Source organism: Marinobacterium sp. xm-g-59 (assembly GCF_013283315.1).
GTDB lineage: Bacteria > Pseudomonadota > Gammaproteobacteria > Pseudomonadales > Balneatricaceae > Marinobacterium_E.
Genome location: NZ_WBYR01000005.1, coordinates 71,539 through 86,479, shown reverse-complemented (window position 1 = coordinate 86,479; position 14,941 = coordinate 71,539). Strand labels below are relative to the sequence as shown.

General features: G+C 50.2%; 12 protein-coding genes. 4 read left to right on the top strand and 8 right to left on the bottom strand.

Annotated elements, in window-relative coordinates; translation table 11 throughout:
• The 3 genes from folP to rlmE are packed head-to-tail and all read right to left on the bottom strand — an operon-like array spanning window position 1 to window position 3,601.
• The gene (gene folP, locus XMG59_RS07645; protein ID WP_173494991.1) at window positions 1-870 is read right to left on the bottom strand and encodes a dihydropteroate synthase; all 870 of its coding nucleotides are present in this window, start codon (window positions 868-870) and stop codon (window positions 1-3) included.
• Between the two features lie 57 nt (window positions 871-927).
• Window positions 928-2,925 (bottom strand): ATP-dependent zinc metalloprotease FtsH, encoded by a 1,998-nt coding sequence (ftsH, locus tag XMG59_RS07640; RefSeq protein ID WP_173489040.1) that lies wholly within the window; start codon window positions 2,923-2,925, stop codon window positions 928-930.
• Window positions 2,926-2,977: 52 nt separating this feature from the next.
• Window positions 2,978-3,601, bottom strand: coding sequence for a 23S rRNA (uridine(2552)-2'-O)-methyltransferase RlmE (gene rlmE / locus XMG59_RS07635; protein WP_173498470.1), 624 nt, complete (start codon window positions 3,599-3,601; stop codon window positions 2,978-2,980).
• A 98-nt stretch (window positions 3,602-3,699) separates the two neighbouring features.
• Here rlmE and yhbY point away from each other — a divergent pair, with 98 nt between their 5' ends.
• From yhbY to XMG59_RS07615, 4 genes are all read left to right on the top strand, one after another.
• Window positions 3,700-4,002, top strand: a complete 303-nt coding sequence (gene yhbY, locus XMG59_RS07630) for a ribosome assembly RNA-binding protein YhbY (RefSeq protein ID WP_173480234.1) — start codon at window positions 3,700-3,702, stop codon at window positions 4,000-4,002.
• A gap of 244 nt (window positions 4,003-4,246) precedes the next feature.
• On the top strand, window positions 4,247-5,290 hold the full coding sequence (locus XMG59_RS07625) for a TRAP transporter substrate-binding protein (RefSeq protein WP_217363711.1): 1,044 nt from the start codon (window positions 4,247-4,249) through the stop codon (window positions 5,288-5,290).
• Window positions 5,291-5,305: 15 nt separating this feature from the next.
• Window positions 5,306-5,818: a TRAP transporter small permease gene (locus XMG59_RS07620; protein ID WP_173480233.1), complete on the top strand. Its 513-nt coding sequence runs from the start codon at window positions 5,306-5,308 to the stop codon at window positions 5,816-5,818.
• A complete protein-coding gene (locus XMG59_RS07615; RefSeq protein WP_173482976.1) occupies window positions 5,815-7,128 on the top strand; it encodes a TRAP transporter large permease in 1,314 nt (437 codons plus the stop codon). Before XMG59_RS07620 ends, XMG59_RS07615 begins: the two co-directional genes overlap by 4 nt.
• 356 nt (window positions 7,129-7,484) lie before the next feature.
• Here XMG59_RS07615 and XMG59_RS07610 read toward each other — a convergent pair whose 3' ends face one another.
• The 5 genes from XMG59_RS07610 to parE form a co-directional block, all read right to left on the bottom strand.
• On the bottom strand, window positions 7,485-7,901 hold the full coding sequence (locus tag XMG59_RS07610) for an acyl-CoA thioesterase (RefSeq protein WP_173483789.1): 417 nt from the start codon (window positions 7,899-7,901) through the stop codon (window positions 7,485-7,487).
• Window positions 7,902-7,952: 51 nt separating this feature from the next.
• Entirely contained in the window at window positions 7,953-8,435 is a 483-nt protein-coding gene (gene greA / locus XMG59_RS07605; RefSeq protein ID WP_173480230.1) for a transcription elongation factor GreA, read from the bottom strand.
• Entirely contained in the window at window positions 8,432-11,653 is a 3,222-nt protein-coding gene (gene carB, locus XMG59_RS07600; protein ID WP_173482978.1) for a carbamoyl-phosphate synthase large subunit, read from the bottom strand. Before carB ends, greA begins: the two co-directional genes overlap by 4 nt.
• A 46-nt stretch (window positions 11,654-11,699) precedes the next feature.
• Window positions 11,700-12,839 (bottom strand): glutamine-hydrolyzing carbamoyl-phosphate synthase small subunit, encoded by a 1,140-nt coding sequence (carA, locus tag XMG59_RS07595; RefSeq protein WP_173482979.1) that lies wholly within the window; start codon window positions 12,837-12,839, stop codon window positions 11,700-11,702.
• A 206-nt stretch (window positions 12,840-13,045) separates the two neighbouring features.
• Window positions 13,046-14,938 (bottom strand): DNA topoisomerase IV subunit B, encoded by a 1,893-nt coding sequence (parE, locus tag XMG59_RS07590; protein ID WP_173489038.1) that lies wholly within the window; start codon window positions 14,936-14,938, stop codon window positions 13,046-13,048.
• Between the last annotated feature and the right edge of the window lie 3 nt (window positions 14,939-14,941).

Here is a 14,941-nt window from a genome sequence, read left to right as displayed (position 1 = left end):
TTAGATCCCTTCCTTTAAAACGGCTTCCGTCATACGAACCATATCGACGGTTGCTAAAACATCATGCACACGAATAATTTTTGCACCGCGCTCAACCGCGAGCGCAACGGTTGCAAGACTACCAAAGAGTCGCTGGTCAGCCTCACGATTAAGCACCTGGCCCACCATGGTTTTTCTAGAGGTGCCCGATAACACTGGCACGCCTAAGTCCAATAATTTATCCAAGCGATTGAGTAACTGTAAATTATGTTGCAAGGTTTTGCCAAACCCAAAACCGGGATCTACGATCAATCGCTGTTTCGCAATCCCTGCAGCCACACATCGACTCAACTGCTGATCGAGAAAATCCATCACCTCAGAGACCACATCGGCATACTCTGGCTGTCGCTGCATTGTCGCAGGGCTGCCCTGCATATGCATCAGACAGATTGGCAGATCCGTTTTCGCAGCAGCTTCTAGCGCGGCTTCACGCCCAAGCGCTCTAACATCATTAATGAGACCAGCCCCTAGCTTAGCCGATTCTGAAATCAATTTAGCAGAGCTGGTATCGATAGAGACCACCACATCGATCTCGGCATTGATTCGTTCCAGAACCGGCAATACACGATCCATCTCCTCCTGCTCACTGACTTCAGCGGCACCAGGGCGAGTCGATTCACCGCCGATATCAACAATCGTCGCGCCGTCGTTAACCATCTGCTGGGCATGCTGGAGCGCTTTATCGATAGAGAGCGCAGAGTGTTGATAGAGGTGACCGCCATCCGAAAAGGAGTCAGGCGTCACATTAAGAATACCCATTACCTGCGTTTTAGAGAGATCCAGCACTCGACCGGCACACTGTAGCTGCGTCACATTTCTACCTTTATTCATACACTCTGCAAACAACGAAAAAGCCCTCACGAGTGAGGGCTTTTGTGAATCACGATATTACTGTTTGGGCTCGTCTTTTTGATCATCTTGAGGATCGCCCCAACCCGACTGACCCTCGTTAGATTGAGAAGCTTGATCATCCTGATCTACTTCTGGCACATCAGACTCAGCGACAGACTCAGAACTGTTAGCCGCCTCTTCCTCTTTGACGGCATCAACACGCTCTTGAGAATCGTTCCAACCCTCTGGTGGAGTCACCTCTTGACGCGCCATCAACTGATCAATTTGATCGCTGCTGATCGTCTCGTAGGTCATCAACGCTTCACACATTGAGTCAAGGATATCACGGTTATCCGTCAGAATTTGGTAAGCCTTCTGGTAGCACTCATCGATGATTTTGCGAACTTCGGCATCGATCTTGTTCTGAGTTTCACCCGACATCGGTTTAGATGGCTGCCCCATGCCGCGACCAAATGGATCATCATCTTCATCACCGTAGAGCAGTGGACCCAACTCATCGGTCAGACCCCAACGCGTCACCATGTTGCGCGCAAGCTGAGTCGCACGCTGAATATCGTTTGAGGCACCGGTTGTTACCCCCTCTTTACCCAGTGTCATCTCTTCCGCAATTCGGCCACCGTAAAGCGAACAGATTTGCGAGATAATGCCCTGACGACTGAACGAGTAGCGATCCTCTTCAGGAAGGAACATCGTCACACCCAACGCACGACCACGCGGGATGATAGACACTTTGTAGACAGGATCATGCTCAGGCATCAGACGACCGACAATCGCGTGACCTGCCTCGTGGAATGCCGTATTCAGACGCTCTTTGTAAGACATGACCATAGAGCGGCGCTCAGCACCCATCATGATCTTATCTTTCGCTTTCTCGAACTGCTCCATACCGACAGTGCGACGGCTATCGCGTGCGGCAAACAGGGCTGCTTCGTTAACCAGGTTAGCCAAATCAGCACCCGAGAAGCCCGGCGTACCACGCGCAATCAACTCAGGCTTAACATCATCACCCAGCGGAACTTTGCGCATGTGGACTTTAAGAATTTTTTCACGACCTTGAATATCAGGCAGACCAACGTGCACCTGACGGTCAAAACGACCTGGACGTAGCAGAGCAGGGTCAAGCACATCGGGACGGTTGGTTGCCGCGATCACGATGATACCCTCAGTGCCTTCGAAACCATCCATCTCGACAAGAAGCTGGTTCAACGTCTGCTCACGCTCGTCATTACCACCGCCAAGGCCGACACCACGTGAACGACCAACCGCATCAATCTCATCTATGAAGATAATACAAGGCGCATGTTTCTTAGCTTGATCAAACATGTCACGCACACGTGAAGCACCGACACCGACAAACATCTCAACGAAGTCAGAACCCGAAATACTGAAGAAAGGCACCTTAGCTTCGCCAGCAATCGCCTTAGCAAGCAGCGTCTTACCGGTACCAGGGTTACCTGCCATTAGGACACCACGAGGGATATGGCCACCTAAACGCTGGAATTTACCTGGATCGCGAAGGTAGTCGACCAACTCAGCAACTTCCTCTTTGGCCTCTTCTACACCTGCGACATCTTCGAAGGTTGTTTTGATCTGATCTTCACTCATCATGCGCGCTTTCGATTTACCGAAAGACATAGGGCCGCCTTTACCGCCGGCACCGCCCTGCATTTGACGCATAAAGAACATGAAGATGGCAATGATGATAAGAATCGGGAAGGTCGCGACGAGCAGCTGCTGCCATAGACTCTGCTGCTCAGGCATTTTGCCTTCAACGACGACATTGTGCTCTAGAAGGTCATCAATCAGCTTGGGATCCGAGATCGCTGGGCGAACGGTTTCAAAACGATCGCCATTCTGACGCACACCTTCGATGGTAAAACCATCAACCGTCACACGCTCAATACGGCCTGATTGAACCTCTGCCACAAAGTCAGAGTAGCTCAGGCGGCCGCTCTCGGTCTCGGCGCTAAAATTATTAAAGATGGTTAGCAGTACGGCTGCAATCACTAACCATAGCACCAAATTTCTTGCCATATCGTTCAACTTCTTACCCTCTATAAACTAAAACGAAAGCTCTGTTTAAAAGCTATACGTCTTTAAAACCTTTTCCGAGCAGATAGACCTCACGCGAACGCGCGCGAGATGAATCTGGCTTACGGGTGACCACCGATTTAAAGTTACTGCGCAGTTCTGCCAGGTAGGGATCAAACCCTTCACCCTGAAATACTTTCACCAAAAAGTTGCCGTTCGGTTTCAGTATCTGACGCGCCATATCCAACGCCAACTCCACCAAATACATCGCAGCTGGCTGATCGGAAGATGCATTACCACTCATATTGGGGGCCATATCTGAAATTACAAGGTCTACTGGCTCATCTCCTATCGCAGAGAGGATCTCCTCGAAGACGGAATCTTCCGTAAAGTCGCCCTGAACGAATGTAACACCGCCCAGCGGAGCCATCTCAAGAATGTCCGAAGCCACTACACGGCCGGAGTCACCAACAATTTCGGCCGCCACTTGAGACCAACCACCTGGCGCAGCGCCCAGATCGACAACCGTCATTCCAGGCTTTAACAGATGGTCTTTATCATTCACTTCCATCAACTTATAGCAGGCGCGTGAACGGTACCCATCATCTTTAGAACGCTTTACGTATTGATCGTCAAAATGCTCTTTTAACCAACGACCACTGCTTTTAGATCTTGCCAAGGGATGTTCCTAGAAAGCATCACTCTATGATGCATGCAACAAAGGGGTTAAAATGAAGAAATTGTAACGCCCACCAAATTTAAGGCACTAATTCTAATATGAGCTTAACAACTGATCAAAAAAAGCGTCTTCGCACGCGTGCACACACTTTAAACCCAATCGTTATGGTTGGCGGCAACGGACTGACTGAAAACGTTCAGTTAGAAGTAGACCGAGCGCTGGAAGATCACGAACTGATCAAAGTAAAGTTCGCCGTTGGCGATCGTGACCTAAAGCGCGAACTGATTAAAGAGCTAGTCGCTGTTGTTGAAGCAGAACTGGTGCAAGAGATCGGTAACGTAGCGGTGCTATTCAGAGCGTCGGATGAACCAAATCCAAAACTCTCCAATCTAATGCGTTAATCATTGGTTCATTTATTGATATTACAGGCCTTACAGCTTAATTAAATGTAACCAACCCCCTATTCAAAAATGTGAACAAGGGATTGTTGAACAACCGTATAAAAAATAGTGTTACGCAACGAGTCGCTTTAATAGAAGAAAAACAACTTCTAATATCTAGATCCAACTCAACGAGTTTAATGATTCTTGAGCTAGTATTAACAAGTTAGTCGATGTCTTGTTTAAAACCCCAAGGAGAAAAATAATGATCAAACGTATTATCGCTCAGACTGCCGGTGTTGCAGTTCTTGGCGCTGCTATTGCAGCTTCTGCACAGGCCGCTGAATTTAACCTAAAGATGCACCACTTCCTTCCTGCGAAGGCACCTGCACACGCTAAGTTCTTCCAGCCATGGGCTGATTCTATTGAAGAAGCGTCTGAAGGCCGTATCAAGATCAAGATTTACGGTTCAATGTCTCTGGGTGGTAAACCACCTCAGCTAGTTGACCAAGTTCAAGACGGTTTCGTTGACATCATCTGGACGCTTCCTGGTTACACTCCAGGCCGTTTCCCAGCGATCTCTGCATTTGAAAACCCATTCATGGTAACGGATGCATACGAAACGTCGCAGGCACTTCAGGCTTACTACGAAGCTAACCCAGAAGTTCAGAAAGAGTTTGCTGATATGCACCCTCTAGCATTCTGGACGCATGACCGTGGCGTTGTTTACTCTAAAGGTGACGCAATCGACTCTGTTGCTGACTTCGCTGGCAAAAAGATTCGTAACCCAAGCCGTCCAGTTGCTGCTGCTCTAGATGCTCTAGGCGCTACTCCAGTCGGTATGCCTGTACCAGAGATGCCACAGGCACTGGCCAAAAACGTGATCGACGGCACAGTGATTCCATTTGAAATCGTACCTGCTCTCAAACTTCATGAGCTTGTCGACAACGCGGTTGAAGTTCAAACAGAAGATGGCCGTGGTCTATACACCGCAGTATTCCTTTTGGGCATGAACAAAGCTAAGTACGAATCAATGCCTGCTGATCTTCAACAGATCATGGATGACCACGCTGGCATGTACTTCGCTAAGCTAGGCGGTGAGTTCTTCAAAAATGCTGAAAACTTCGGTCGTAAGCTGATTGACGAGAACGCAACTCGCTCTCAGATGCCTGCTGCAGAAGTGAAGAAAATGCAGGAAGCAACCGCTAACGTACCTGTTGAGTGGGTTAAAGAGATGGACGGCCTAGGTCTACCAGGTCAGAAGCTTCTTGACTCTGCTAACGCTATGCTTGAGAAATACAGCAAATAAACAAAAGGTGTTCAAGTGACAACACTGTTACTGAAAACCCGGTCTCTAGCAGACCTCTACGAGCGAGCCACTTTGTGGCTCGCTCTTTTATCAGGATTCATCCTGACGATCATGGCATTCACTACGGTGACCAGCGTGGCAGGACGATACTTTTTCTCCTCACCCATTAATGGTGATACCGAGATTGTCCAAATGTTTACCGCTGTGGTTGTTGCGTTAGCAATGCCTTACTGCCAAATGCGCTTTGGCAACGTCATTGTAGACGTCTTAACAGCCTCAGCTCCCGCGCCTTTCCGTCTCACTATGGATGTAATCGGCAGCATAATTTTGGCCGTGCTCTTTTACTTCCTGGCGACACAGGCCTATGAGGGTGGCTTAGCTGCCCAGAAATACGGCAATGAGACGATGATGCTGCGGATGAAAGAGTGGTGGTTCTATATGACCATCGCCTTTGGCTTTAGCCTTACCTCTATCGCTGGTGTGCTTAAACCACTGGCAATGATTGCAGAATATAAGGGTGTGAAATGAGTGACGAATTAACGGCAGGCGTCATTATCCTGTTCATGCTAGTCATCATGTTTTTGCGTGTGCCGATCGGCATCGCAATGATGCTTGCCGGTGCGGTCGGTTACTCAATCATCGACGACTTCAGCACCCTAATGTTCTACATGAAGGGCTCATCCTTCGGACAGATGGCAAGCCATTCGCTATCGATCATTCCTCTGTTCCTACTGATGGGTAACCTCGCAACTCGTTCAGGTATTAGCCGTTCACTATTCACCGGTGTTAACGCCTTTATTGGCCACTACCGCGGTGGCCTGGCGTTAGCTGCCGTTGGCGGCTGTGGTGTATTTGGTGCGATCTGTGGTTCATCACTGGCAACAGCAGCGACTATGGGTCAGGTGGCACTTCCAGAGATGAAACGGCACGGCTACCACGGTGCTATGGCAACAGGCGCACTAGCCGCTGGTGGTACTCTAGGCATTCTAATCCCACCATCCATCGTTCTGATCATCTACGCGATCATGACCGAGCAGAACATCGTCAAGCTCTTCATGGCAGCGATGGTACCCGGCATCATGGCGATCATGGGCTACATGCTGGTTATCGCGATTCTGGTGAAGCTGAAGCCTCACTACGCGGACAAGAGCGCGAAAGCGAGCTGGTCTGAACGCGGTAAGGCACTGCTTGAACTGCTACCTGCAAGCTTCCTATTCATTGGTGTATTGGGTGGTATCTACGGCGGTATCTTCACACCTTCTGAAGCAGCCGCTTACGGTGTGGTCGGTACCATCGTCATTGCGCTAATCAACCGCCAACTTACCTGGGATGGATTCATCGACTGTATCAAGCAGACCGCTATCAACAGCGCGATGATCTTTGTCATCCTTCTAGGTGCCGATATCTTCAATGCCTTCCTGAGTCTAAGCGGCATGCCAGAGACACTGGCGGAGTGGATTCTGGATCGCGAATTGTCGCCTATGCTGGTACTGATGTTGATGTTAGCTGTCTACCTAGTGCTGGGCTGTTTGATGGATTCACTCTCGATGATCCTTCTGACAGTACCGATCTTCTTCCCAGCCATCATGGGTTTAGACTTCGGCATGACTGAAGAGCAGACCGCGCTCTGGTTCGGTATCATCTGTTTGATCGTGGTTGAGGTCGGCATGATCACCCCACCGGTAGGGATGAACGTCTTCATCATCAACAAAATCGCAGAGGGCGTTCCGATGCGGGATACCTTTGTGGGTGTTCTACCCTTCTTGGCGTCAGACTTCGTTCGCGTAGCCTTGCTACTGCTATTCCCTGTTCTGACCTGGGGTATTATTCCGGATTAAGCGCGTTAAATCGTACTGCAAAAACCGCCTTTATGGCGGTTTTTTTTGTTGGAGCCATATCGAAGATGTGGCGATCTTTTCGGTGACTGGCCTTCAGCCTGTCATCCGCAGGTAGGCTTTACTCCTTTTCTGGAAAACGCTAGGAAAGCAGATGACAGGCTAAAGCCAGTCACTGGAGCGCTGATCTTCCTACGAAGTGTGGTGACTGGCTTCAGCCTGTCAACCGCTGTCAAATTACGCTAGAGAGTCTGGAAGAGACTGTGAGAGTCGGGTCAGACCAGAGGTCGGACCCCACTCTACGATCGATTTCAAGAGCCTAAAAAAGATCGCGACCTCTTCGAGATCGCTCCAACAGACTAAAGCAGTGTCTCTACATACTCTGGCAGCTCTTGTGCTGGCGGTACCGGCTTGGAGTTACCCTCATCATCCAGTGCGACAAACTTGAAGATTGCTTCGGTCACTTTTTCACGATGACCTATGCGACTGCGGCGCACCCAGCACTCCACTTTGATATCCATTGAGCTACTGCCGACTCTAACCACTTCGGTGTAGACACCCAGTACATCTCCTACACGAACCGGGCGGATAAAGCTCATACCATCCAGTGCAACCGTCACCACTCGACTCTGTGCACGCTGGCCCGCACAGATGCCGGCCGCCATATCCATTTGTGACAATACCCAACCACCGAAGATATCACCTGATGGGTTGGTATCAGCCGGCATCGCGATAGTACGAGTGGTTAGGCGGCCTGTAGGGGTTTCTTGGGACATGGGGAACTCCAAATAATAAAAAACCGCCCGAAGGCGGTTTAATAAGTCAGCTTAGATATGCTTAACTTCTGCAATCTCGTATTCAGTCACACCGGCCGGTGTCTCAACCGCGGCGATGTCGCCCTCCTCTTTGCCGATCAGTGCTCGTGCGATCGGGGAGTTGATAGAGATCTTATTCAGTTTGATGTCTGCTTCGTCGTCACCCACAATCTTGTAGGTCACTTCAGCGTCGGTATCGACGTTGATTAGATCAACCGTCGTACCAAAGATCACTTTACCAGTGTGTGGCAGGCTGGTGACATCGATCACTTGAACCACTGAAAGCTTGCTCTCAATGTCCGCGATACGACCTTCAATAAAGCCCTGCTGTTCACGCGCTGCGTGGTACTCAGCATTCTCTTTAAGGTCGCCATGCTCACGTGCTTCAGCAATTGCTGCAATCACGGTTGGACGATCTTGGGTTTTAAGACGCTCCAGCTCAGCGCGAAGTGCCACTTCGCCCTCAACCGTCATGGGAACACGATTGACACTCATGCAGACGCCTCCGCGTGAATCTCTTGTAGACGACGCACAGTACGCTCTTCACCGTAACGAAGTGCTTCGGTAATCGCCACTGCACCAGCCATTGTCGTTGAGTAAGGCACTTTATGCTGTAGCGCTGCACGACGGATATCGGCTGAGTCAGCTATCGCTTTACGCCCTTCCGTTGTATTCACAACGTAGTTAACTTCACCGTTCTTCAACATGTCAACGATGTTTGGACGACCTTCAGTAACCTTATTCACAACCTTAGCTGTAATGCCGTGAGTCTCCAGTAGTGCTGCTGTACCGCTGGTTGCAACGATATCGAAGCCAAGTTCAACCAACTGTTTAGTCAGTTCACAAGCCGCCTCTTTATCAACGTCACGTACTGAGACAAACGCAGTACCTGGCTTAGGTAGCTTGTCGCCAGCTCCCAAGTGAGCCTTCATGAACGCTTCACCGAAGGTTTCACCGGTACCCATGACTTCACCCGTAGACTTCATCTCTGGGCCAAGGATTGGGTCAACACCTTGGAATTTATTGAACGGGAATACCGCCTCTTTCACGTTGAAGTAGCTTGGTACGATCTCTTTCGTAAAGCCTAGTTCTTCAAGTGATTTACCGGTCATAACCAGTGCAGCGACTTTCGCTAGAGAAACACCGATACACTTAGATACGAAAGGAACTGTACGTGATGCGCGAGGGTTAACCTCGATTACGTAAATCTCGCCATCTTGGTAGGCTAACTGGACGTTCATCAAGCCAACAACACCCAATTCAAGTGCCATCTTGCGCACCATCTCGCGCATCTCGTCCTGGACGTCTGCTGCAAGGTTGTACGGAGGGAATGAACATGCTGAGTCACCTGAGTGAACACCCGCCTGCTCAATGTGCTGCATGATCGCTCCAATCACAACCTGCTTACCGTCACATACCGCATCGATATCCACTTCGATCGCTGCGTTTAGGAAGTGATCAAGCAGGACAGGTGATTCGTTAGAGACCTGAACCGCGGTATTCATGTACTTGCGCAGCTCATCCTCTTTGTAGACGATCTCCATCGCACGACCGCCCAATACGTAAGATGGACGAACAACCAATGGATAGCCAATCTTCTCAGCTTCAATGACCGCCTCTTCAAGGCTACGTACTGTTGAGTTCTCTGGCTGTTTCAGACCAAGACGCTTAAGCATCTGCTGGAACAGTTCACGGTCTTCAGCACGGTCGATCGCTTCAGACGAGGTACCAATGATTGGAACGCCAGCCTGTTCTAGAGCTACGGCTAATTTCAGAGGAGTCTGACCACCGTACTGAACAATCACGCCTTTAGGCTGTTCAACTTCAACGATTGCCAACACATCTTCTAGAGTGATCGGCTCGAAGTAGAGGCGGTCTGATGTGTCATAGTCGGTAGAGACGGTTTCAGGGTTACAGTTAACCATGATGGTCTCGTAGCCATCTTCACGCGCTGCAAGCGCTGCATGAACACAGCAGTAGTCAAATTCGATACCCTGACCGATACGGTTAGGGCCACCACCGATGACCATGATCTTGTCACGATCCGATGGGTTCGCTTCACACTCCTCTTCGTACGTTGAGTACATGTAAGCGGTATCAGTCGCAAATTCTGCGGCACAGGTATCGACACGTTTGTAGACTGGCTTAATACCAGCTGCCTGACGATGCTTGCGGAACTGCTTCTCTGAAACACCCAATAGCTTGGCTAGACGAGCATCTGAGAAACCTTTGCGCTTCAGCATGAACAGATCGGTTGTAGAGAGTTCACTCAGTGCGGTTTCCGATACACGCTGCTCATCTTTGATGATGTCTTCGATCTGAACCAAGAACCAAGGATCAACGCCACTCAGCTTGTAGATCTCATCAACGCTCATACCCATACGGAAGGCGTCGCCGATGTACCAGATGCGCTCAGAACCTGGAGTTGTTAGCTCGTAAACGATCTTATCGCGTGCATCTTCAGCGGTAATATCAACAATCGGATCGAAGCCTTCAGAACCAACCTCTAGACCACGTAGCGCTTTCTGCAAAGACTCTTGCTGAGTACGACCAATCGCCATCACCTCACCCACCGACTTCATCTGAGTCGTTAGGCGATCATTTGCTTGTGGGAATTTTTCAAAGGTGAAACGAGGGATCTTAGTTACTACGTAGTCGATGGCAGGCTCGAAGGACGCTGGTGTTTGACCGCCAGTGATATCGTTCTGAAGCTCATCAAGGGTGTAACCGACCGCCAGTTTTGCCGCCACTTTCGCAATTGGGAAACCTGTTGCTTTTGAAGCCAGTGCTGAAGAGCGCGATACGCGTGGGTTCATTTCGATCACCACAACGCGTCCAGTCTTTGGACAAACACCGAACTGTACGTTCGAACCGCCTGTTTCAACACCGATCTCACGCAGAACTGCAATCGAAGCATTACGCATCAACTGGTACTCTTTATCGGTCAACGTCTGCGCTGGTGCGACTGTGATCGAGTCACCAGTGTGTACGCCCATGGCATCAAAGTTTTCGATCGAACAGATGATGATACAGTTATCGTTCTTGTCGCGGACAACCTCCATCTCGTACTCTTTCCAACCGATCAACGATTCATCAATAAGTAGCTCGTTGGTCGGTGATAGATCCAAACCACGCTCACAGATTTCGATGAACTCTTCACGGTTGTAGGCGATACCACCACCAGAACCACCCATAGTGAATGATGGACGGATGATCGCTGGGAAGCCAACCTGATCCAGTACCTGAAGAGCCTCTTCCATCGAGTGAGCGATAGAGGCGCGTGGACACTCAAGGCCGATGTTCTTCATCGCCTTGTCAAAACGTTCACGGTCTTCCGCTTTATCGATCGCATCTTGAGTAGCACCGATCATCTCAACACCAAACTCAGCGAGAACACCTTCGCGGTCGAGGTCGAGTGCACAGTTCAGTGCAGTCTGGCCACCCATAGTCGGTAGCAGCGCATCTGGACGCTCTTTCTCAATGATCTTAGCAACCGTTTTCCAGTTGATTGGCTCGATGTATGTCGCATCAGCCATCGCTGGATCAGTCATGATCGTCGCTGGGTTTGAGTTAACAAGAATAACTCGGTAACCCTCTTCGCGAAGCGCTTTACACGCTTGTGCGCCAGAATAGTCAAACTCACACGCCTGACCGATAACGATCGGGCCTGCACCTAGGATAAGAATACTTTGTATGTCGGAACGTTTTGGCATCGTAAAACCTGGTCTAAATCTGTTTCTCTAAGTTACCCGTTACAACTCAGCCCTGTTGGCGTGAGCGCATCATCTCAACGAAGCGATCGAAGAGTGGTGCCACATCGTGTGGACCAGGGCTCGCTTCTGGGTGCCCTTGGAAACTGAACGCTGGACGATCAGTACGCTCAATACCCTGTAGTGAGCCATCGAACAGTGATTTGTGTGTTGCACGTAGTGTGCTAGGTAGTGAATCTTCAGCCACCGCGAAACCGTGGTTCTGGCTGGTGATCATCACCTGCTTGCTATCTAGATCCTGAACGGGGTGGTTGGCACCGTGGTGACCAAACTTCATCTTCTCAGTTTTAGCACCTGACGCAAGCGCAAGTAGCTGGTGACCAAGACAGATGCCGAAAACTGGCAGTTCTGTTTTTAGAATGTCAGAGATCGCTTCGATCGCGTAATCACATGGTTCTGGGTCACCAGGACCATTCGACAAGAAAACGCCATCTGGATTCATTGCAAGCACTTCAGATGCTGGAGTCTGTGCAGGCACAACCGTCAAACGGCAGCCGCGCTCAACCAGCATGCGTAGAATATTTTGTTTAACACCGAAATCGTAAGCCACTACGTTGAACGGTTGATCAGCATCGGCTTTCTCTGTGTAGCCAGTACCAAGCTCCCAAGTGGACGTGCGCCAAGCATCAGAACTGTCACGTGTAACGACTTTTGCTAAGTCCATGCCTTTCAGGCCAGGGAAGCCACGAGCAGCATCGAGTGCTTTCGCTTCATCAATGTTATCACCCGCAACGATGCAACCATTCTGGGCACCTTTCTCACGAAGAATACGCGTTAAGCGGCGTGTATCGATGCCGGCAATACCCATGATGTTGCGCTCTTTTAGGTACTCATCTAGCGCCTGCTCAGAACGGAAGTTGCTCGCAAGCAGTGGCAGATCACGAATCACAAGACCTGCAACCCAAGTGCGATCAGATTCTGCATCTTCAGCGTTACAACCCACGTTACCAATGTGTGGGTAGGTGAGTGTCACGATCTGGCGGCAGTAGGATGGATCGGTAAGGATCTCTTGATAACCGGTCATTGAGGTGTTGAATACAACCTCACCTGATGATTCGCCTTCGGCGCCGATCGAAATACCCCTAAAAATAGAACCGTCTTCAAGGGCTAAGATGGCTGGCTGCGTCAAAAGAACCTCCCCGCGCGCTGGCTAGATATGAAAAATTACTGTGGCTTGGCTGCAAAAAAGCGAGGCCAACTTGGGGTCCGCCTCGCTTTCAAAAACATCTCTTCGGTGGGATGCGCCGCTATCGCGGGCAAAACCTGCGGTATTCTAAGGGAATTAGCTGCGCAAGTCCATGCCGAATCGGTCGAATATGGTGAGTAAAAGTCAACTTAAACTGTAGCTAAGTTGCCCTTCTCCTCAAGCCAGCACTTGCGATCGGAAGCCCGCTTCTTCGCCAACAACATATCAAGCACCTGGTGAGTATCATCTCCAGACTCCAGCGTTAACTGAACCAAACGACGGGTATCGGGATCCATCGTTGTTTCACGCAACTGCATCGGGTTCATCTCACCCAATCCCTTGAATCGTTGTACTCCGATGCGCGCGTTATTGCGCTCCGCTTTGATGCGCTCAACGATGCCATTCTTCTCAGACTCATCCAGAGCGTAGAAGACCTCTTTCGCCACATCGATTCGGAACAGCGGCGGCATAGCAACATAGACATGCCCTGCAGCCACTAGGGGTTTGAAGTGCCTTAGAAAGAGTGCACAGATCAGCGTGGCGATGTGCGCACCATCGGAATCGGCATCAGCAAGAATACAGACCTTGCCGTAACGCAAATTACTCAGATCTTCAGCACCTGGATCCACGCCAATGGCCACCGAAATATCGTGAATCTCTTGCGAACCGAGGATCTCTGAAGAGTCGACCTCCCAGGTATTCAAGATCTTTCCGCGCAGCGGCATGATCGCCTGAAAGTCTCGACTACGTGCCTGTTTTGCTGAACCGCCTGCCGAGTCACCCTCGACCAAGAAGAGCTCACTGCGCATAGGATCGGTGCCCGAACAGTCAGCCAGTTTACCCGGCAGAGCAGGCCCTTGCGTTACCTTTTTACGCACCACTTTCTTAGCAGAGCGAAGACGTTTTTGTGCATTGGCGATCACTAACTCAGCAATCGCCTCACCCTCTTCAACGTGCTTATTGAGCCACAACAAGAAGGCATCTTTTACCGCACCCGAGATAAACGCCGCAATTTGACGCGAAGAGAGACGCTCTTTGGTTTGACCAGAGAACTGCGGGTCACGCATCTTGGCTGAAAGAATAAAGCAGCAACGATCCCAGACATCCTCTGGCGACAGTTTCACACCGCGTGGCAGCAGACTGCGGAAGTCACAAAACTCACGCAACGCCTCCAAAAGACCGGTACGAAGGCCATTCACATGGGTTCCGCCTTGCGCGGTCGGGATCAAGTTGACGTAGCTTTCGCAGGTCATCTCGCCACCCTCTTTTAGCCACTGCACGGCCCACTCTACGGCATCCTCTTCACCCTGCAAAGAGCCACAGAATGGCTCTTCAGGAAGAGTCTCATAAACTTGTGTATTACCTTTCAGATACGCAACTAAGCCATCTTCGTAGTACCACTCCTCTTTCTCTTTTTTACCAGTAGAGAGATCGGTAAAGGTCACTTTCAAACCGGGACAGAGAACGGCCTTGGCACGCAGATTATGCTTCAGACGACTGACACTAAACTTAGGCGAATCGAAGTAACTAGGATCGGGCAAAAATCGAACGGTGGTACCGGTATTACGCTGACCACAGGTATCGACCACTTCAAGATCCGATACTTTCTCGCCGTCTGCAAAACCGATGCGATGCACCTGACCGCCACGACGAATTTGCACCTCCAACAGTTTAGAGAGTGCGTTAACAACAGAGACACCTACCCCGTGGAGACCGCCCGAGTAGTTGTAGTTGTCATTGTTAAACTTACCGCCGGCATGCAGCTTGGTCAGAATCAGCTCAACCCCGGGGACACCCTCCTCTGGGTGAATGTCCACCGGCATACCGCGACCATCATCGGACACAGAGAGTGAGTTGTCGGGGTGCAGAATGATATCGATCTGCTTTGCATGGCCCGCCAAAGCTTCATCGACTGAGTTGTCGATCACCTCTTGTGCTAGGTGATTGGGACGATCCGTTTCTGTGTACATTCCCGGGCGACGCTTTACTGGGTCTAGCCCGCTTAGTACCTCGATCGAACCAGCATTATAGTCCTTTGACATATC

Bases quoted from the DNA above. Each gene is read 5' to 3' on its own strand.
- parE (WP_173489038.1), bottom strand. From the start codon at position 14,938: ATGTCAAAGGACTATAATGCTGGTTCGATCGAGGTACTAAGCGGGCTA.
- yhbY (WP_173480234.1), top strand. From the start codon at position 3,700: ATGAGCTTAACAACTGATCAAAAAAAGCGTCTTCGCACGCGTGCACAC.
- XMG59_RS07610 (WP_173483789.1), bottom strand. From the start codon at position 7,901: ATGTCCCAAGAAACCCCTACAGGCCGCCTAACCACTCGTACTATCGCG.
- carB (WP_173482978.1), bottom strand. From the start codon at position 11,653: ATGCCAAAACGTTCCGACATACAAAGTATTCTTATCCTAGGTGCAGGC.
- XMG59_RS07615 (WP_173482976.1), top strand. From the start codon at position 5,815: ATGAGTGACGAATTAACGGCAGGCGTCATTATCCTGTTCATGCTAGTC.
- XMG59_RS07625 (WP_217363711.1), top strand. From the start codon at position 4,247: ATGATCAAACGTATTATCGCTCAGACTGCCGGTGTTGCAGTTCTTGGC.
- ftsH (WP_173489040.1), bottom strand. From the start codon at position 2,925: ATGGCAAGAAATTTGGTGCTATGGTTAGTGATTGCAGCCGTACTGCTA.
- folP (WP_173494991.1), bottom strand. From the start codon at position 870: ATGAATAAAGGTAGAAATGTGACGCAGCTACAGTGTGCCGGTCGAGTG.
- greA (WP_173480230.1), bottom strand. From the start codon at position 8,435: ATGAGTGTCAATCGTGTTCCCATGACGGTTGAGGGCGAAGTGGCACTT.